Here is a 20,272-nt window from a genome sequence, read left to right as displayed (position 1 = left end):
GCACCTGATCGCTCAGATGCCGTTTCATCGACTCAACTAATCCAGCTGGGGATTATTTAAATTCTACAAGGTTCTTCTCGTAGCTTTCGTACTGAGCCTCGACTTCTTTCGATGCACCGCCGGTCATTACGCTCACCGCAATAATTGATACAGTAGCTAAAATAACGCCCGGAACAATTTCATACAGGTCAAAGATACCGCCAGTTAGCTGCTTCCAGATCACAACCGTCATCGCACCGATCACAATACCCGCCAAGGCACCATTACGGTTCATACCTTTCCAGAATAGGCTTAGTAACAATGCCGGGCCAAATGCCGCACCAAAACCAGCCCATGCATAAGATACCAGACCGAGTACCGTACTATCTGGGTTCATCGCCAGGACAAGGGCGATAACAGACAGAACGATCACCGCCACACGGCCAACCAGAACGATCTCTTCGGTCGATGCCTGCGGACGGAAAACCTGCTTATAGAAATCTTCCGCCAGTGCCGATGAAGAAACCAGCAGCTGGGAGTCAGCCGTACTCATAATTGCCGCCAAAATTGCCGCCAGTAGAATACCGGCAATCACTGGATGGAAAATAGAGTTAACCAGCAACATGAAGATACGCTCGCCATCTGCCAGATTGCCGGCAAGTTGGTTATCAACATACAAGATACCCACTAGACCAACCAGGATCGCCCCCGCCATCGACAGTGCCGTCCAACCTACAGCAATACGGCGAGCCGTAGCGATATCGGCATTAGAACGTGTTGCCTTAAAGCGAGCCAGAATATGCGGCTGGCCGAAGTAGCCAAGGCCCCACGCAGCAAGCGAAATGATCGCAATCGCCGAAAGAGGCTCACCTTTCACGTCATTGAACAGTGTCATCAGCTCTGGGTTCTTCGCTTCCAAAGCAGCTGCCAGATCACCGATACCACCATTCATCGCCGCGATAGGAACAATCAGCAGTGCTGCTGACATCAGCAGGCCCTGAACCAAATCGGTCCATGAAACCGCAAGGAAGCCACCGAATAGGGTATAAGAGACCACACAAATCGTACCGACAACAACGGCAATGCTGTAATCCAAACCGAATACGGTTTCAAACAGCTTACCACCGGCAACCAAACCTGAACTGGTATAGAAAAGGAAGAACAGCAAGATGAAGAATGCTGAAATGGTTTGGATCAGTTTAGATTTGTCGTCAAAACGGCGAGCCAGGAACTCGGGCAGCGTCAGCGCATTATCTGTAGTAATACTGTATGTCCGTAGGCGCTTGGCACAGATCAGCCAGTTCAGCCAAGTGCCGATTAGCAGGCCACCTGCCAGCCAAAGCGATTCAATACCTGCGGCATAAGCATAACCCGGCAGACCCAGCAGCAACCAGCCGCTCATATCAGACGCACCGGCAGACAGTGCCGCAGGCCAAGGGCCTAGCGTTCGGCCACCAAGGAAATAGTCAGCTGAATTAGATGTACGTTTATAGGCAATATAACCAATTGCCATCATACCGATTAGGTAAACGATAAACGTTCCCGTAATAGCAAAGCTATTTTCTATCATTGTTGAGTTCCCTCACTTTAAGCCCCCGTTCATTGCGGGGGCTTTTCTTCGATTTATGGTGCTGAAAACATTTCAGCCGAGTTGTCACATGTACCCTTTACTGCGCTTCGAATCATTCAATGCACTGTAAGAACAGTATCTGTGATAACAACTATGGTTAGTGTTCTTCACCGCTCCCCAATTCAAGCAATGTCGCGTTGCCGCCAACAGCTGTGATATTGATGGTTCGTGTTCTTTCGGTCACGAAACGCAGCGAGTACGTTGGGCTACCAATAACAGGTAGTGACTCGCAATCAGTCTCGCTGATTAACTGAGCCAGCAACCCGTCTCGAGCAGCCAGTTGGCGAGCTAACGCCTGAGATGTCGACAGCTTTCCGGCATAGGCCACACCTGCAACCACAGGATGGCTAACCAGATCAGCAAGCTGATCGCTATCAATTGCAGTGATGACACCGCGCGCACAACCGCTTTTTTCCAGCTGTGCGACTAATTCACCCGCCGACAGTACAAAGTCTGAAGGCAGGCAAATGAAAAGTGTGTTACCTGTCACGAGAACAGCAGCAATTTGTCCCGCGACTGCCACCAGTGGTGTGTCAGCATCGGCAGTCACAATAAAACTGCCGCGCCCGGCGCAGTAAAGCTCATTGGTTTCCCCGGTCGGCCCTGGCATCAGCAGTGTTTCCGCGACATGCTCGGCAGCATTGCGGCATTGATATTCCACCATCGCCCGAACCTCAGGCACCAATTGTTCTGTCCAGCGCTCCAGAATTTGAGTGCGTGCTTCATAGCCCAAACCATTCCAGCCTTCCCAGGCCGCAGAGCTGTTATCTACTATTGCTTGAATACTTGTCGTCATCGCTATTTCCTTCTCAACTCGGCGGCCATTAAGCGCTAAACACATCTTTGGTAAAACGGTACAGGTAGTGCGGACCACCGGCTTTCGGACCGGTTCCCGACAGCCCCTGACCACCAAACGGCTGTACCCCGACAACGGCGCCAACCTGATCACGGTTGATATAGCAGTTACCGACACGGGCACGTCGCTCAATGTGACAATAGGTACGTTCGTTACGACTATGGATACCCATCGTCAGACCAAATCCGGTATTGTTGATTTGATCGATCACTTGCTCCAGCTCACTGGCCTTAAAGCGAACAATGTGAAGGATCGGGCCGAAGTTTTCGTTCTTCAGTACCTCGATGCTTGGGATTTCAAACGCCGTCGGAGCAACAAAGTCACCGTATTGGCACTCTTCATCCAACGTGGCCTGAGCAACAACTTTGGCCTGGTTTTTCAGCGACTGGATATGTGTCAGCAGCTTTTCGCGGGCCTGGGCATCAATCACCGGGCCAACATCAGTACTGTGAAGCTCCGGTCGTCCCACCGACAGCTCAGCCATCGCTCCTTTGATGAGCGCAATGATGCGATCGGCAATATCTTCCTGGACAAACAGTACCCGCAGAGCCGAGCAGCGCTGGCCGGCAGATGCAAAGGCTGAACGCACAACATCACGTACCACCTGCTCAGGCAGAGCAGTACTGTCGACAATCATGGCGTTCTGGCCGCCGGTCTCAGCGATAAACGGCACCGGATCGCAATCACGGGCAACAAGCGAACGGTTGATCAGCTGCGCCGTTTCGGTCGAGCCGGTAAAAGCCACCCCGGCAATACGCGGATCAGAGGTCAATGGTGCCCCCACCTCTGCGCCGTTACCCGGAACGAACTGAATAGCGCCGGCCGGTACCCCCGCTTCCAGCATCAGCTCAATCGCGCGGAACGCAATCAGCGACGTCTGTTCAGCCGGTTTAGCCACCACGGTATTCCCCGCCACCAAGGCAGCTGAAACCTGACCGAGGAAAATAGCCAGCGGGAAGTTCCACGGGCTGATACAAGCAAAGACCCCACGCCCCTGATAGCTCAATAATTTACTGGTGCCATCAAAACCGATGACGGTTTTGGCTTCGGCAAAATCAGCTTCCGCCTGCGCCGCATAGAAGCGACAGAAATCAACCGCTTCTCGAATTTCATCAATACTGTCCTGAATGGTTTTGCCCGCTTCGCGGTGGCACAGTGCCACTAACTCGCCGGTATGCTGCTCTAGCAGATCAGCCAATTTGACGAGACACTGGGCACGTTGTGCGGCTGGTAGCTGTGACCATTCTGGGAACGCTTTTGCCGCGCTATCAATCGCATTGTCGACCAGATCGGCATTGGCAAAGCTTACCGATCCGACCGATTCGCGGCGGTCATAAGGGGCGGTGACCGCCTGCTCATTCCCTGATAGCATTTCTCCGTTAATGATAGGCCCAGCCTGCCACTGATGGTGGCTAAAGGCCTGGACGGAATCGGAGAACGGGCGCCATTCCGCTTCGATATCGATATTTACACCAGCTGAATTTTTTCGCTCTTCACCAAAAATCTGAGGTGGAAGCGGGATCAGGCTGTTATGCAACGTCGGGCGCGAGCGCAGTTCATCAACCGGATGATGAGTTAGGGTTTCAACCGGACAGTTCGCATCCACCAGGCGGTGAACAAACGAGCTGTTGGCGCCGTTTTCCAGCAAGCGGCGAACAAGGTATGGCAGCAAGTCTTTATGACTACCGACCGGCGCGTAAATACGGACGTTGGTTTGGTGCATATCCATCACGTGGTTATACAGGGCATCGCCCATCCCATGCAGACGCTGAAATTCAAAATCACGGTTGGTTGTCGCCATCGCCATGATGGCAGAGACGGTATGGGCATTATGGCTGGCAAACTGCGGGTAAATGACCCCACGCAGATGTTCAGACAACAGGAACCGGGCACAGGCTAAATAAGAACTGTCGGTCGCTTCTTTTCGGGTAAATACCGGATAACCAGAAAACCCGCTCTGCTGAGAGAGCTTCAGCTCGCTATCCCAGTAGGCTCCTTTAACTAGGCGCAGCGGGATCACATCCCCCTGCTCTTTGCCCAACGCAGCAATCCAGGCCAAGACCGGCAATGCACGCTTAGAGTAAGTTTGAACAACCAGACCGAAACGTCCCCAGCCTTTCACAACATCAGAGCGGTAAAGCTTCTCGAACAGCTTCAGGGAAAGCTCAAGGCGATCAGCCTCTTCAGCATCAATGGTGATCCCGACATTCAGTTCGCGGGCACGTTTAAGCAACGACAGCACCGCGCTATACATCTCGTCCAAAACACGTGCTTCATTCGACACGTCGTAGCGCGGGTGCAGGGCCGACAGCTTAATCGAAACGGTAGGATCCGGCGATTTAGGGTTGCAGCCCTTTTGGCTCGAGTATGCATCTCGGCCGACAGCTTCGATGGCCATGATATAGTCTTTGAAATACTTCTGGGCGTCCTGTGCCGTCAGTGCCGCTTCACCCAGCATGTCGAACGAATATGTGAAGCCTTGATCACGCTTGTCCTTGCCATTCTTCATGGCTTCGGCGATTGTGCGGCCAAGAACAAACTGGTGGCCCATGATTTTCATCGCCTGATTCATCGCTTGGCGGATCACCGGCTCGGACATTCTGTTGACCAGACGGTTAATGACGTGACTTGGCGTGCCGTCTTCCTTGGCATCCATGGTAACCACTTTGCCGGTCAGCATCAGGCCCCAGGTCGACGCATTGACGAATAATGAATCGGAGCTTTTCAGGTGCGATTTCCAATCAGCCACACTGAGTTTGTCACGGATCAGTGCATCGGCCGTAGCCGCATCAGGGATCCGCATCAACGCTTCGGCCAGGCACATCAGCAAAATACCTTCTTTGGTATCTAGGCTGTACTCCAGTAGCAGCGCATCAATCATCTGAATAGCGTTCTGATCGGCACGTACACGCTCGATCAGCATCGCAGCTTGTTCCGTGGTGTATTTACGTTCTTGCTCTGAAGGCTCAGCCAGAGGCAGTAGCTGCTTGAGCCACTGAGACTCATCAACAGAATAGAGCGGCGAAATCAATGACCAGATTTCATCTAACGGTCGCTCAATAAATGATGGCTGAAGTACATCTGCCGCATTGAACATAATCAATCCCTCAATAATGACCCTGATTGAATACCAGCATAATAAATTGCATGGATGCTTCGCCCAGGATAAATGTTACACCAGTGTTACTATTGAGGGGATTTTATTTTCCACAGCTCCGATAGTCTTGCTATATTCTCCGATAATTTTTAGAAAAAGTCCGGTTTTTAACAAAAATAGACACAAAACCTAGCAAAAATTTTAGTTTCATATAGCGAACAGCCAAATTCAAAAGCCCAGAAGCTGCCGATAAAAACGAATAAAACAAGCAGCCTGACAGAACAATGATCAAGGAAATCTGACGTAATCATGCAGAGGGGATAGCAAAGGTTCAGGAATATAAGCAAGAGGGGAGTAAGACAGGCTCAAGTTTCATAATCAACTTAAGCCACTGATTAATAATGGTTAAAATATAGAATTAGACTAGCAGTTATCTTTACGGTAACGAGCGGGAGGCCTGCCGTAGAGACGAGAGAAGGCTTGGGTAAAGCTGCTTTGGCTTGCAAAACCGGAGCTTTGCGCAATCTGAGCCAGGCTCAATTGGGACTCTTCAATGAGCTGCTTTGCCATTTCCAAACGTTTTTTTAAAACATATTGATGCGGGGTGACACCTGTCTGCTCTTTGAACAAAAAATGAAACTGGCTTTCACCCAAAAAGACCAGACCAGCCAACTGTGTTACTGATATTTTACGAGTAAGATGCTGAAGTATGTACGAATCGATAATATCCATATTCAGCCGTTGCGACTGACGCTCTTCATTTAACGGCTTGAAATGGCGCTGCAGCACACACATCAAGGTATCGGTACAAGCCTTGCTAAGCAGCAAGTCATCCGGGTGAGCCGTCATCTCCGCAGTCAGAGCCTGGATCAGGTTTTGCGCCTGGCTATCAAGATGAAAGTAGCTGGACTGTTCGAACAAGCGCTCCATCCTTTCCATAGAATAAGAAGGCTGCACCTGATCAACGGGGACATTTAACACCAGAATCTCATTTTTGCCGATCCCCGAGAACGCATGTTCGGAATCAGCCGTCACCAGACATCCCTGGCCGGGACAGACCAGATTACCGTAGCCTTCGATATCAAATTCAGTCTGCCCGGATAAACCGATCACCACCTGGTTATAACCATGGTTATGATGATCCATTTGCTGTGGCAAAGCGACAATCTCTGACGGCTTAAAGTTCGGTGATTTGGGCTTAATATTCATATGTCATTGAAACATAAAATGTGCGTTATCTGATTTTGGCTCAGAATAACATATTCGCACCAGAACCCGATGCATTAAATGGTTCTCAATCCAACTGAGAACGGTTAGTAAGTCGATAAATTGACTTGATTACCTAATTAAACGCTGCATGCAGGGGTATGGCTCGGTTACATACAGCAGGATCATCTCGTCAGAACCTAAACGTACTTACAATATAATTATAGGAAATGCCAAAGATCCAACCATCGAAGGCGATGCCAGCATATACGGAAAAATGATCAAGAGTGGCATTTTTACGGCTGATGTCATTTCAATTTTCAACATCGTGTACATTTGGCGACTCCTAATCTGCTTTGCGACTCTTATTTATGTTGGTTAAGCTTTAATCGCTGTAATAACCCACGCTAAAAAGCGAAATAATTTTTATATTTTTCAATATATTAAAAAATAACGCTAGTTCATGCTTGCGCCGAACAAAGCAGAAAAGCCGCCCTCAGCAGGGCATCTACATCAAACTTACGATCGCCACCTTGATCATGCTTCCATTTCAATAAAGATCAAAACAAGGATCCTTCTTGATCATCGTTCCAATTGAAATGACACTGGCCGTTAATTCGTCTGGCTTGATCATAGTTCCACTGTAATTCAAGGGGTTACAATAGTATTTATGCTTGAAATATCAACAGCTTATTTTTAGACACCGTGACTACGCCCGTTATTGTGCCAACAACAGTCCTTTTTGTGTTACAAATAGATCGCACAATAAGGATATTGATAATGAACGAATTTCTGACTCAGCTTAACTACTCTTTTTCGGTAACGGGCCCTATTTTCATCATGCTGGGGCTTGGCATCGCACTAAAACGCTACGGACTGATTGAAGATAAGTTCATTGAGAGCGGTTCCAAATTGGTGTTCACGGTGACGCTTCCGGCACTGCTGTTTCTCAGTGTGGTAAAAGCCGACTTGCAGCAAATCGGTAACGTCAACCTGCTGATTTTTGCTGTTATAGCTAACACGCTGACTTATTTGCTTTTTGAACTGCTGGCTCATTGGTTGATTAAAGATAAACGAGAATCAGGAGTGGTTGTTCAAGGCGCATTTCGGGCTAACACGGGGATCATTGGCCTCGCCTATGTCGCCAATGCCTTTGGTGAAACTGGCTTGGTCGTTGGCTCGTTGTATGTCGCTGTGATCACTGTCCTTTATAATATTCTGGCAGTGATCACCCTGACACGCTCTTCGCCAGGCAGCCAGTCACTCAGCGTTGGCTACTTGCTCCGCTCGATCGTCAAAAACCCATTGATCATCAGTATTTGTGCTGCTATCCCGTTCTCACTGTTACAGGTTGATATCCCAGGGATTCTATTAAAGTCTGGCAGCTATTTCGCCGATATGACCCTGCCACTAGCCCTGCTGTGTACCGGGGCTAGCCTGGATCTCAAACAGCTCAGACAAGATTCATCCAACGCGAATTATTCCACCTGCGGCCGCTTGATCATCGCTCCGGGATTGATCAGCCTGGCAGGTTATTGGCTGGAATTTAGAGGGCTGGAATTAGGGATAATTTTCCTGATGAGTGCCGCACCAACCGCTGCAGCCAGCTACGTCATGGCGCGTTCTATGGGGGCTAATGCCAAACTGGCAGCCAATGTGATCGCAATGACTACCTTGGGCTCGTTGTTTACCTGTAGCCTCGGGATCACGCTGCTATATAGTACTCATTTGCTGTAATTGTTCTTCCCATACTCATGGTATCCGATAAAACACTTGCAAATTATTATCATTAAGATTTAAATGATAATAATTCTCACTTGCATTAGTGTTTTTCGGAGTCCATTATGGCATCAATACCAAAAGCCATTAGCCATCAGCTTCAAAGCCCCAAATGGCAGCTGGCAAACAAGCGCCTAATTTTACCAGCAGTATTAATCGCTCTGCTGGCAGCACCCAGTACCCACGGGCTTACGGTATCAGTTTTGTCCGATGCGTTTTGGCAAGTTGCCAGCTACGTCGCTGCAACTCTCTCTCTGTATCACTTTATTTCAGCCAAGTTGAACCAAAGTCGCGGTCTCAATAAGGTACTCGAAACCAATTCTCGATATCAGGTGCTATTTGCCTCCTTTATGGGAGCGCTACCCGGATGTGGGGGAGCGATTGTCGTGATCACCCAATTTGTGAGTGGCCGGCTTAGCTTCGGGGCTGTCGTTGCCGTATTAACAGCAACGATGGGCGATGCCGCTTTTTTACTGCTTGCAGCCGATCCAGGCACAGGGTTAATGATTGTCGCTATCGGGTTTGTCGTCGGTCTATTTTCAGGTGCGGTAGTTGATGCCGTGCATGGCATTGACTTTATGCGCCCCAAAACGTCGAAAGCCAAAGACGCAGCAACTAACAACCATGCTCACGACAAAAATCAATCAGTATTGAAACTCCAGGGGTTGTTCTGGAAGTGGGCACTGCTACCAGCCACGGTTATTGCCATCATGGGGTCGCTTCAAATAGATATTGACCGATTTTTCCACTTAAAAGCCGGCACCATCAGTTATATTGGTGCCGCTGCGGCGCTGAGCGCTATGTTACTCTGGGCAACAAGCCGCGAGGTTACCGATTATCAATCAGCGGTTGCAGAAGAGCCCAAAGACAATAGCAATTTTTTCCAACGAATAGCGCAAGACACCAACTTTGTCACCAGCTGGGTCATCGGAGCATTTTTACTGTTTGAACTGACAGTTTTCTGGACAGGGCTGGATCCTGCAGCCGTCTTTTCAAACTGGGCAGTATTATTACCCCTAATGGGCATTCTAATCGGTTTATTACCAGGCTGCGGGCCGCAGATCCTGGTAACCAGCCTATATATCACTGGTGCTGTGCCACTGTCTGCACAACTAGGCAATGCAATCAGCAATGACGGCGATGCGCTTTTCCCGGCAATCGCACTCGCCCCTAAGGCCGCGTTAATGGCTACGCTATATTCGACCTTACCGGCGCTAATCGTAGCCTATGGCAGTTTTGCCTTTTTTGAATAATCACCCAGCCATATCGCATACAATACAGCTGGCGGGATAATTCGGTTTCTGACTTATCCCAGAGATTCAACACCTTGCACAAAAACAACATGCACATAATCGCTTGTATAAATTACGCTATGAAAAGCCATTCAGAATAATATCGGTATGTCAATAGGTGATTTCCCCCCTTATTAATTCTGGCGCCCTCGGTTATAGTTTCTCTCGTAGACAGGGAACGCACTTCACTGTTGTCTGTCTGCAGTATCCAGCATTGGATACATGCCAATGAGGTTTACTTTGATATACACCCTCATATCAGAGAAATGAACTTGATTGGATACCTCTTCTACACGTCGTACAGGATTGTGCTCTTCGGAGTCAAACTCTTGTCTTTGCCGGCCTCTTTAGGCCGGCCTTTTTTTAAATTCTTACAAAAAATTGTCCATTATTCCGTCATACGGATATTGTAAGATTTCTTCTTTCTATTAAACTCTGTACAGTTCCTTTAACCCGCCCATTTCATCAGGCATAAATAGTGAAAGATAAAGTCGACCCACCGCTAATGCATATGTTTAATCAGCTTCCCGGTTGCTGGGGATGTAAAGATAAAGATTCTGTCTTTGTTTACGCCAATGCTGAATACGGAAAAATTATTGGTGTCGATCATCATTTAGATTGTATTGGCCGAACTGATTTCGATATGCCAAGCCCGACAGTGGAGTGTGCTGATTCTTTCCGTGAACAAGATAACTTGGTTATTTCCACGGGAAACCGAGTACGAGTTCTCGATATCCATCCATATTCCGACGGAAGCTGGCGTGCACATTTATTCACGAAGACACCGTGGAAAGATGAACAAAACGATGTAATTGGGACAATCTTCTCAGGTGTGGAACTGAAAGATACTGCCATTCTTGAAGTCGGGCACTGGATATGCCGAGCGGCGGGTTTAAGTAATAAGGAGCAAGCCTCCTTCAACCTCGATATCCATAATCAACCTGTTAGCCTTAATACCCGAGAGTCTGAAGTGCTGTTCTTATTGCTCTATGGCAAAAAACCGCAATACATCGCTAAAGTTCTCAATGTTTCAGTGAAAACAGTTGAAAACTATGTCCTGCGTCTGCGTGAGAAGTTCAATGCCAATTCAAAAGGTGAACTGCTGGATCTCGCATTGGACCTTGGTTTTGGCTCCCACATTCCCGAAAGTATGCTCAAGCGCCAACTATCGGTAATCCTTAAAGAATAATTTTATTTGCTTGTCGTACCCGCGGCTGGTGCATTCTTAGATTTAAATTTTGCAAATTAAACTCTGTTTCCAGATCAAATTTTGCTGGCCAAAGTCCACCTACAATAACGCCAGACTTAATTAACCATTATTAATATACGGTTTTAAACATCCGTACTTAATATTATATTTTAACTGGAAATCAGTATGAAACTATTCACTATTACTTACGTTGTACATCCACATTTTAATATTCCGTGTAAATATGAAATTTCAGCGGAAAATGAAATCGCTTCAATTCAATCAGCAGAAAAAGCTTTGAAAGTTCGCCACCCGGAAGGTGTGAGTATAGTGACAAGCAGCCAGCGCTAATGGCCCGAAGTTATTCATCTGCACAAATAAAAAAAGTGTAGCCTGATAGCTACACTTTTTTTTTAACCTTACAGAAATTAAGGAGCCAGGCGCTCTATCTCCCAGTGTTCACCTTCCTGACTATACAAGAAACGATCGTGAAGACGATTTTCTCCTCCTTGCCAAAACTCTACAGAAGTCACTTTCACGCGATAACCGCCCCAAAATGTCGGAACAGGCACCTCACCAACGGCAAACTTTTGCTTAAGCTCCATAAATTTTCCTTCCAGAGCCTGACGCGCCGAAAGCCGGCTACTTTGCTTACTGGCCCATGCTGCAATCTGGCTTTCTTTAGGGCGAGATGAAAAGTACCTAAGCACTTCCAGTTTCGACAGTTTCTCGGCTTCACCGGTGATGTGAACCTGGCGCTCAATATCGTGCCACGGGAAATGCAGACTGATTTTCGCATTATGGCTAAGGTGTATCGCTTTGCGGCTACCCAGGTTGGTATAGAAGACAAACCCTTCTTTATCAAAATGCTTCAACAACACAATACGCTGATAAGGTTGGCCATTTTCATCTACAGTTGCCACTGTCATGGCCGTAGGATCACTCAATTTGGCATCAATTGCCTGCTTTAACCACTTGTCGAACAAGCTTAGGGGTTCGTCCGGTAAATCATGACGACGTAACCCACCTCGCGTGTACTCGCGACGAATATCAGACAATTCCATTGTTATCTCCGCTTATTTGTTATTCGGGGAAATTGTGCGCTTTGCGCCATGGAAAAACAAGCGCCGCTGCCGAGTTGAACTCATTTATCCGCTATTTATACTGTTTATTATCCAGCACATTTCATCTCTGCTACCTGGCTCGTGTTTTCAGACGGCAAAGTTTGATATATCAAGACCATAAAAACCCCTTGGTATCTTCAAGTGCACAAAAGTAAATGGCTCGTCCTTATCATCGCTATTGGCCTGGCACTCAGTGTCCTGATCTCCCAACTAACCTATCAGCAAGTAAAACAACATCTCGCTGATAAAGTCACACTGGATGTAGACCAGCTCGGACAAAAACTTGATGCCCAGCTAAATCGCTACAGTAAACTGCCCGAAGTACTGGCAAATGATCCCCGTTTGCTGCGCCCCCTGCTGGCTGACACACCTCATCCTGTAGCTGCTCAATTGCCTTCCACCAATCATCTATTGCAGCAGTGGAGCAAAACACTTGGCGCAGACACCATTTATCTGATCGATGCTCAAGGCATGACTGTGGCCGCCAGCAACTGGCAACAACCGGACAGCTTTGTCGGGCAAAACTATGCCTACCGCCCCTATTTTCGGGATGCGATCTCCGGCAAACCCGGCCAGTACTTTGCACTGGGGGCAAGTTCAGACAAGCGCGGGTACTATTTTTCTGCCCCGCTCTATTACCAGCAACAAGCTATCGGTGTCATTGCTATCAAAGTCGATTTATCGCTGATCGAAGATATCTGGCAATACAAGGAGATCGAGTATGCAATTGCCGATCAGCTAGGCGTGGTGTTCTACAGCTCGGAAAATAGCTGGTTATACCGCTCGTTAATTCCGTTGGAAGAAAATCAAAAACAACAAATCTTGGCATCACGACAATATGGTAGCGCCAAGCTTGATCCCCTAACCCAATATTCAAATCTGTCGGAGTTTAATCAACGTGAAACCAGCGACATTAAGCTTCCTTCGCAGAACAGAAGCGATACCTATGTGGTAGCCAGCCATGACATGGCTCAGGCTGGCTGGGCAATTTACGGCTTCAGTCCGATAAAAGCAGCCTATCAATATGTCATCCAAGCGGTACTGATGTTCATTGTGTTTTATTCGTTACTGTGTCTTGCCATCACCTCGTGGTGGCAGACACTAAAAGCACAAAAAGCCCTGGCCCAGCTAAATGATCGCCTCGAACAACTGGTCATTCAGCGAACCAACAATCTATTGGAAACCAATCAGCAATTACGCGACACCATTGAACAGTACGAGCGCACGCAGGCCGAGCTCAAGCAGACCCAAAGTGAACTGGTGCAAGCCGCGAAGCTCGCGATGCTGGGCGAATTATCTGCAAGTATCAATCACGAAATAAACCAACCACTGGCAGCCATGCGTACCTATGCCGAAAACTCACGCAAGCTACTCCAGAAAGAACGCTATCAAGCCGTTGCCGGCAATATTGATGAAATCATCAACCTCAACCAGATGGTGGCTGACATTATTGCCAGGTTCAAAGTGTTTGCTCGCAAGGCCAATGAGGCGCACAACCACACGGTAGCAGCCGATTCAATCCGCTCGGCAATCAGCCTATTGCGCAACCGACTCATCAAGCAGGGGGTCATTCTGCGCGTGGGTGAGCTTTCTCCCGACATTATAATCAATGCTGATGCGGTGCAGTTTGAGCAAGTTATAATCAACCTGCTGCATAATGCGATTCAGGCATTAACCTCGGCCCATCAGCCTCAAGTCGGCATCGTGCTCGAGGCAAGCGAAAAATGGGTAGAAATCAGGGTATGGGACAACGGCCCAGGGCTCGACGACGATCAAAAGAAACGGATTTTCACGCCTTTTTTCACGACCAAACATGACGGCCTGGGGCTTGGGCTCACCATATCACGCCGGATCATCGAGGCCTTCTCTGGTAGCCTTGGCGTTATCGATCACCCTGGTGGAGGAGCCGAATTCGTTATCAAACTTCCCCGCAGCACAGAGGACAACCAATGAACAAACAAGTTTTTTTTATCGATGACGAAAAATCCATCCGTGATGCACTGGGACAGACATTGGAGCTGGAAGACTATGACGTCAGCCTTTTTTCCAGTGCCAAACCGGCATTGGAAAAACTCGAAAGCCATTATCCCGGCGTCATTATTTCGGACATAAACATGCCGGGAATCGATGGCATCGCTTTCCTTAAGCAAGCATTAGCCATTGATCCTGAATTTTCGATTATTTTGCTCACCGGCCATGGCGATATATCAATGGCCGTCGATGCGATGCGTCTTGGCGCCTACGACTTCCTCGAAAAGCCATTCTCGACCGACAATCTGCTCGAGATCGTCCGACGTGCTGCTGATAAACGGGAACTGGTACTCGAAAACCGCGAACTGCGCCGGGAGCTGGAAGCACAAAGCGGCCCGGGACCGCGCATACTTGGTAACAACCCGCAGGTAAAGCAACTGCGGCGCATTCTATCCCATATCAAAGATACGCCAGCCGACGTCATGATCCACGGTGAAACCGGCACCGGCAAAGAGCTTGTCGCGCGTTTTCTTCATGATCACAGTGTTCGGCAGAATAAGCCCTTTGTCGCCATCAACTGTGGCGCCATTCCCGAAACCATGATCGAAAGTGAGTTGTTCGGCTACGAGCCTGGCGCATTTACCGGAGCCCAAAAAAAGCGGGTCGGAAAGATAGCCCATGCCAACGGCGGCACGTTGTTTCTCGATGAAATTGAGTCGATGCCGATGTCTCTACAGATCAAGTTATTACGGGTATTAGAGGAGCGAAGCGTCGAACCGCTCGGCACCAATAAGTCCGTCCCACTGGATATACGGATTATTGCGGCAACCAAAGAAGACCTGAAGTTGATGAGCGATCGCGGACAGTTTCGCCATGATCTCTATTACCGCCTCAATGTCGTCAGTGTCGATATTCCGCCCCTTCGCGAACGACGGGACGATATTCCGATGCTATTTCAAAACTTCACCCGCTCGGCCTCAACCCGCTACGGAATTGAACCGCCATCCATCAGTTTGGAGCAACAGCAAAAATTACTCGATCATGACTGGCCAGGTAATGTCAGAGAGTTGCGAAACCTCGCCGAACGACTGGTTTTGATGGGGGATACCTCAACGCTCAGCGACAGCAACCAGTTCAGTGAGGAACCGCTAACCCACACTTTGGCAGAGCGAATGAATCAGTTTGAGTTTACCTTGTTAAGCGACGCCTTAAAGCGACACAACGGCCGGCTGAAAGAAGTTCAGGCTGAATTGGGGCTGGCGAGAAAAACGCTGTATGACAAAATGAGAAAACATAATATCGACAAAGATGACTTTAAGGTCACCGGCTAAATTCGTCCAGACAAAGTGATAACCAATTTCTATCGCCCCGCAGTTATCACTTTGTTTGCTTCCTTAAGTGCTATTGCTCTGCCCCTCCCATGCCCTCACAAGGTTTGCGCCAACACGCGACTTTCATTTCAGCCAGCACACTATCCTCACCACAGCCGTCACGCTCTTTAAGCGAGGAAATCAGTTTAGATGTATCCCCCGACGCATGCCGAGAAAGTTCTATCGCACAGTGAAACAAGCAATAACGTTACAAGATTACTTAGAAGCATCTTCAGGAACCGCTATCGAGGCTTAAATCAGAGCATTGAGACGTTTGAACTTTTGTTAAATTAAATCAGTTGATTATCTAACTATTTTCTCCATGGAGAATCCATTAGCAATTGACCCAAATATCATCAACGACGCGACAGGATCTACATTGCCAGGCAGCCGCGAAGGAATAATCAATAACAAGCATCAAACTCAATATTGCTAGCTAAATTATCTCGCTAACTCATTAAATAACCGCCTAGCTAGAGTACTTAATATGACCTTATACAGACAGTTAATCACATGGATTCTGGCAATTATCATACTCTTTACGCTTGCTGTTACTGCCATTCATTTCTCAGTGCTTCATTCCCAGATTCAGCAGCAACGCATTAACAATATCAATCGTGATCTTCTTAATGCAGAACTTGCGCTACAGTCTCAGCTCAGCGCAGTTAATAGCCAGGCACTCGAGCAAGTGATTGATCAACTATTTACCAATCATAGCTGGCAGAGCCTGAGCCTGTATTTGCATCAGACAGACAAGACCTTCAAACGTGAACGTGTAGCCGTTGACGTCGCTACACCAGAATGGTTTATTAAACTTGGCCTATTTCAACAACACACCGAAACACGTTCAATCAATCACGGTCTAGAACCGCTTGGTCGCCTTACAATAACAACCAATACTGCGCAGGCTTATCAGCAGTTATGGCAGGCAAAACTCAGCGTGCTCAACCTGAGTTTAGTGTTGCTTACCCTTGCCGGCACAATCGTTCTGATAGCCCTCAAGCGTAGATTGAAACCGCTGGACAATCTTGTCCAGCGTGCCAAGGGGATCACCAACAACCAATTCGGCCATCCTATTCCGTTGCCGGCCGCGCAAGATTTAAGAACCATTGTCAGGGTTATCAACCACCTTACCTCACAGCTGGAGGTAAACTTCAAGGCGCAAGCTAGGGAGGCCGTAAAACTCAGAGAGCAAGCCTACCGCGATTCCGTGTCCGGGTTAGGCAACCGTAGCTTTTTCATCAACCAGTTAAATTCGTGGTTGTCAAAATCGCACAAAGGTGGGTTAGCATTACTGAAAACGACCATCATCGATGACTGCTACCGCTACCAGGGATTTGATGCTGGCGATCAGCTGGTAAAACACATAGCAACAGGACTCAACGAGGGAATCATTTATAGTGACATCACCCTTGCGCGACTCTCTTATGACGAGTTCGCGCTGCTTGCGCCGAACATTAGTGCCGAAAAGTTAAGAATTGTCGGAGAAACCATGTTATCCGTTATTGATGAATTAGCGACAACCAGTTCATCCGACGATCCGCAAACCGCCCATGTCGGCCTGTTAATGAATAACCAATCATCAACGTCGAGCACCTTACTAAGCCAACTTGATAATGCGCTAACCAAAGCCGCGCTTACGCCTCAACGGCCAATTGCACTTATTGAAGAGTCCTCGGCCCATACCGCACTGGGTAAACAGCAGTGGAAATCGCTGCTGTTAGAAGCCATTGATAATGATTACTTCACCTACCATTACCAACCGGTAGTCAATGACAACAACGGGATTTATCAGCACGAGGTTTTCACCGCAATCAAAAAGCGCGGTGAGGTTTATACTGCCAGTCAGTTTCTCGGGGCAATTGAAGACTTAGGTGTCGGCAGTTTGTTTGACCGCCATGTCGTCGCCCAACTGATCAACCGACTCAATGCCGACCACCAACTCGGCCCACTTGCTATCAATATCACCAACAGTAGTGCCAACGACCCGGCATTTATTCGCTGGCTCAGCCAGGCAATGGAAAGAAACCAAGCGCTGTCATCGCGCCTGTTCTTCGAGCTATCAGAGTCATCCTTTGTACGCCATCCGGACTCAACCGGCCTGCTATGCTCGGCTATCCGGTTTTATAAGTTCAGATTTGGTGTCGATAATTACGGCCGTCATTTTAAGTCACTGGACTATCTAACCGAATTTCGCCCGGATTATGTCAAAATTGATTTTGCCTATACCCATCAGCTCAATGACCAAACGAAGTCAGGTGTCTTGTCATCAATATCTCGCACAGCTCACAGCCTGAATATCATTACCATTGCCACGCGAGTTGAAACCGAAACCCAACTTGAACGCTTATCCGATCTATTTGTCAGCGGGTTCCAGGGCTTCATCATCGAGCATAAAAACAAAACTACCCACAAGAAGAACAACAATGAGCAGGGACGAAATGACAAACCGATCATTGCTGAGCGCTAATTTAGGGTGAGCATTTTGTATCATTACGGCGATATCAAAAAAGCCATTTACAGTGTAAATGGCTTTTTTGATCGCAAAATTGTTCATCTGTTTTCAGGGACGTGTCATTTTTCATTAATGAGGATGACATTGAGATTTACAGTGTAAATAGAAGGTTTAGAGAGAGAAACGTTGTAAAGAACGTTCCATACATTGAAGCTTTGATGGGCCATGTTCTTGTAGGATATTCAATTTTTCCTTCTCGACCTGACAAGCAACCCCTGAGAACAGACGGCTGTGTGCTGTGATCGCAACATGACTCAAGAGCTCCTCATATTCGCTCTTTAGCTTCAAGTAGGTTGATTTAAGTTCTTTCAGTCTGTGTTTATGAATATGGGCCGTATCTTTGACTTTATCAATCAGCTCAGGAGGACGCTTGTCACTGGGGATCTGGAGTAACTTCAGCTGGGCTTCTTTTATTTTGCCGAGCTGTTCTTGTTCATGTTCGGCAGCATGATAAGCCGTATGTAGCTGATCACGTATATCGGAATACTTACTAAATGCAACGATTTCTGTCGGGACTCCAGCAAGCGCACCAATATTCAGCGCACTCACACTGTATCCTGCTTCAACGTATCCGCCACTCAGGGTTCCATGGCGCTTCGCTTCATCAATAACACTGACTTCTCCCTGAGCTCGGATGATGCAGTGTAGCGCATGGAGAGAGAAGCTGACATCCTCGCCAGCATCAATCTCAACAAATTGAGCAAACTTGCTTGTCACCTTGCCGCCAGCCTGCAAATAACAGCCAAGGTGCTTCCCTTCCTGCTGTCGACCAATAATACCTTTAATTACCGCGATATCACCGCCGGCCTTCAGTGTACCTAGTTCAACAAACCCAGTGACCGTTATATTGCCGCTGGCACTGACTTTCATCCCAGGCGTTACATCACCGGTGATCAGTACACTACCATCAAAGTTAATGTGCCCAGTCGCAACATTAACGCCCTGGAGAGTCAGCGCATCATCAATCTGCATCCCATACTCTTTCCTCACTGGCATGCCCGCCTTCGTCGCAACCAGCAACTGATCATCACTTTCGCTGATTTCTGTCCCTTCACCTGGGATATAATCATGCTCTTTCCCCGGAATGGCTTCCATTTCCTTTCCTAGGACATTAAAACCTGCAATACCGGGGGTTGCTGGAATACGCTTCATTATCGGCTGCCCGGGTTTAACAGTAATGATTTCACCTAGGTCGCGCATGTCGACCTTACCGTCCTCCAGTGATTGTGGACGCAAAATACGATGGCAGGCATCTTCAACCAAAGGCTTAAACACCGTATCAGTGCCATGTGAAGGCAAACGGCCAAAAGCGACAGGCAAGGTGAGCTTGTGACCCGGTGGTAGCTGACGAGACTTAGCCAGTAACGCTTGCAACTGGGTTTTACGGATTCCTTTAACAATATTATTTTCTTTTAGGGCATTAATCAGCATCGGCCCCTTAATCGGCGTCCCACCATAAGCGCCTACAACCGTAATAGATGCCTTCATCAAATCAGCCTCTGTTTTGATCATCAGGCTAGCATCACGGCGCTCGGCAATAACAATTTGCTGAGGTTCTGGTTCGTTATCTGCATTAATAGAGGGGGAGTTAAGTCGCTCTAAAGCGGAATCGATTGCGTTTTCAAAAAGATAAAAGCTGCTTGCGCCAACTTCAGCCAATTGCCTTGCAATATCACTACGCGAAAACTGGGTATCAGGGGTTTCAAGCTTTTCATGATCTGATGTCACAAACAGACAAACCGTTTGACCATCTGGAGACAGCTGAAGAAGCTGTTGCGGCATAAGAACTCCTAACACTAACCCGGTTGTACGCTTTAGCCCGGCATCGAATAACGAGCAACCGTACTTAAAAACCCATATTAACCTAACCAGAGCCGCAGTATGTACACGCTAAGTCACAGAACTGTGAGCAATTTAGCCCACAATTGTAAGAAACGATACATAGACAAACATATGTCCCGTTAAGCGGAACAGCGAGCGGCCCAAGGGCATGTCCCTTAATTATTTCCACCATCGTTTTTGGTCCAAAATACCGTTAGCAATCGAAATGGTGATGAACATCATTGAGGGACAAACCCTGGATAGATCCATTGCTGACAAGTGAGCCATTAAAGCAAAATTTAATGACTTCAACATATCAAGCCGCACTGAATAACAACCGAGCTAAAACAAAATGGGTACTTTGTGACACCGATTTTTTTGTGTATGGGTAGTAAAATACCCATGCCAATTTTAGCGACAAACAGCAAATGGAAATAAACCGT

The 20,272-nt window shown here is 47.8% G+C and carries 13 protein-coding genes; 7 read left to right on the top strand and 6 right to left on the bottom strand.

All coding sequences use genetic code 11. The annotated features are described in order from the left end of the window. Positions 1–52 precede the first annotated feature (52 nt). The 4 genes from putP to MD588_RS09430 all read right to left on the bottom strand — a co-directional run bounded on the left by putP (position 53) and on the right by MD588_RS09430 (position 6,771). Positions 53–1,549, bottom strand: coding sequence for a sodium/proline symporter PutP (putP, locus tag MD588_RS09445; RefSeq protein WP_265696877.1), 1,497 nt, complete (start codon positions 1,547–1,549; stop codon positions 53–55). A gap of 157 nt (positions 1,550–1,706) precedes the next feature. After that, on the bottom strand, positions 1,707–2,405 hold the full coding sequence (locus MD588_RS09440) for an aldehyde dehydrogenase family protein (RefSeq protein ID WP_265696876.1): 699 nt from the start codon (positions 2,403–2,405) through the stop codon (positions 1,707–1,709). A gap of 28 nt (positions 2,406–2,433) precedes the next feature. After that, on the bottom strand, positions 2,434–5,562 hold the full coding sequence (gene putA, locus MD588_RS09435; RefSeq protein WP_265696875.1) for a bifunctional proline dehydrogenase/L-glutamate gamma-semialdehyde dehydrogenase PutA: 3,129 nt from the start codon (positions 5,560–5,562) through the stop codon (positions 2,434–2,436). A 423-nt stretch (positions 5,563–5,985) separates the two neighbouring features. After that, positions 5,986–6,771, bottom strand: a complete 786-nt coding sequence (locus tag MD588_RS09430; protein WP_265696874.1) for an AraC family transcriptional regulator — start codon at positions 6,769–6,771, stop codon at positions 5,986–5,988. A gap of 777 nt (positions 6,772–7,548) precedes the next feature. Here MD588_RS09430 and MD588_RS09425 point away from each other — a divergent pair. The 4 genes from MD588_RS09425 to MD588_RS09410 all read left to right on the top strand — a co-directional run bounded on the left by MD588_RS09425 (position 7,549) and on the right by MD588_RS09410 (position 11,379). Further along, complete coding sequence (locus MD588_RS09425) at positions 7,549–8,505, top strand: AEC family transporter (RefSeq protein ID WP_265696873.1); 957 nt, start codon at positions 7,549–7,551, stop codon at positions 8,503–8,505. A 107-nt stretch (positions 8,506–8,612) separates the two neighbouring features. Next, positions 8,613–9,800 (top strand): putative manganese transporter, encoded by a 1,188-nt coding sequence (locus tag MD588_RS09420; protein WP_265696872.1) that lies wholly within the window; start codon positions 8,613–8,615, stop codon positions 9,798–9,800. Between the two features lie 517 nt (positions 9,801–10,317). Continuing rightward, positions 10,318–11,028 (top strand): helix-turn-helix transcriptional regulator, encoded by a 711-nt coding sequence (locus tag MD588_RS09415; RefSeq protein WP_265696871.1) that lies wholly within the window; start codon positions 10,318–10,320, stop codon positions 11,026–11,028. 186 nt (positions 11,029–11,214) lie between these two features. Next, positions 11,215–11,379, top strand: coding sequence for an addiction module component (locus MD588_RS09410; protein ID WP_265696869.1), 165 nt, complete (start codon positions 11,215–11,217; stop codon positions 11,377–11,379). A gap of 77 nt (positions 11,380–11,456) precedes the next feature. Here MD588_RS09410 and pdxH read toward each other — a convergent pair whose 3' ends face one another. Further along, positions 11,457–12,092, bottom strand: coding sequence for a pyridoxamine 5'-phosphate oxidase (gene pdxH, locus MD588_RS09405; RefSeq protein WP_265696868.1), 636 nt, complete (start codon positions 12,090–12,092; stop codon positions 11,457–11,459). A gap of 201 nt (positions 12,093–12,293) precedes the next feature. Here pdxH and MD588_RS09400 point away from each other — a divergent pair, with 201 nt between their 5' ends. The 3 genes from MD588_RS09400 (at position 12,294) to MD588_RS09390 (ending at position 17,963) form a co-directional block, all read left to right on the top strand. After that, positions 12,294–14,105 (top strand): sensor histidine kinase, encoded by a 1,812-nt coding sequence (locus MD588_RS09400; protein WP_265696867.1) that lies wholly within the window; start codon positions 12,294–12,296, stop codon positions 14,103–14,105. After that, positions 14,102–15,454 (top strand): sigma-54-dependent transcriptional regulator, encoded by a 1,353-nt coding sequence (locus MD588_RS09395; protein WP_265696866.1) that lies wholly within the window; start codon positions 14,102–14,104, stop codon positions 15,452–15,454. Before MD588_RS09400 ends, MD588_RS09395 begins: the two co-directional genes overlap by 4 nt. 526 nt (positions 15,455–15,980) lie before the next feature. Beyond that, positions 15,981–17,963 (top strand): bifunctional diguanylate cyclase/phosphodiesterase, encoded by a 1,983-nt coding sequence (locus MD588_RS09390; protein ID WP_265696865.1) that lies wholly within the window; start codon positions 15,981–15,983, stop codon positions 17,961–17,963. Positions 17,964–18,119: 156 nt separating this feature from the next. On the opposite strand, the gene MD588_RS09385 is transcribed toward MD588_RS09390, so the two are convergent. Then, positions 18,120–19,790, bottom strand: a complete 1,671-nt coding sequence (locus MD588_RS09385; protein WP_265696864.1) for a DUF342 domain-containing protein — start codon at positions 19,788–19,790, stop codon at positions 18,120–18,122. Positions 19,791–20,272: the final 482 nt, after the last annotated feature.

Origin of the sequence: Photobacterium obscurum (assembly GCF_026191635.1) — a bacterium.
Lineage (GTDB): Bacteria > Pseudomonadota > Gammaproteobacteria > Enterobacterales > Vibrionaceae > Photobacterium > Photobacterium obscurum.
This window is presented reverse-complemented; position numbering and strand designations above follow the sequence as displayed.

What these genes read in the sequence shown, in the direction of transcription:
- MD588_RS09390 (WP_265696865.1), top strand. Translation starts at nt 15,981, where the DNA reads ATGACCTTATACAGACAGTTAATCACATGGATTCTGGCAATTATCATA.
- MD588_RS09385 (WP_265696864.1), bottom strand. Translation starts at nt 19,790, where the DNA reads ATGCCGCAACAGCTTCTTCAGCTGTCTCCAGATGGTCAAACGGTTTGT.
- MD588_RS09440 (WP_265696876.1), bottom strand. Translation starts at nt 2,405, where the DNA reads ATGACGACAAGTATTCAAGCAATAGTAGATAACAGCTCTGCGGCCTGG.
- MD588_RS09395 (WP_265696866.1), top strand. Translation starts at nt 14,102, where the DNA reads ATGAACAAACAAGTTTTTTTTATCGATGACGAAAAATCCATCCGTGAT.
- putA (WP_265696875.1), bottom strand. Translation starts at nt 5,562, where the DNA reads ATGTTCAATGCGGCAGATGTACTTCAGCCATCATTTATTGAGCGACCG.
- MD588_RS09410 (WP_265696869.1), top strand. Translation starts at nt 11,215, where the DNA reads ATGAAACTATTCACTATTACTTACGTTGTACATCCACATTTTAATATT.
- pdxH (WP_265696868.1), bottom strand. Translation starts at nt 12,092, where the DNA reads ATGGAATTGTCTGATATTCGTCGCGAGTACACGCGAGGTGGGTTACGT.
- MD588_RS09430 (WP_265696874.1), bottom strand. Translation starts at nt 6,771, where the DNA reads ATGAATATTAAGCCCAAATCACCGAACTTTAAGCCGTCAGAGATTGTC.
- MD588_RS09425 (WP_265696873.1), top strand. Translation starts at nt 7,549, where the DNA reads ATGAACGAATTTCTGACTCAGCTTAACTACTCTTTTTCGGTAACGGGC.
- putP (WP_265696877.1), bottom strand. Translation starts at nt 1,549, where the DNA reads ATGATAGAAAATAGCTTTGCTATTACGGGAACGTTTATCGTTTACCTA.
- MD588_RS09420 (WP_265696872.1), top strand. Translation starts at nt 8,613, where the DNA reads ATGGCATCAATACCAAAAGCCATTAGCCATCAGCTTCAAAGCCCCAAA.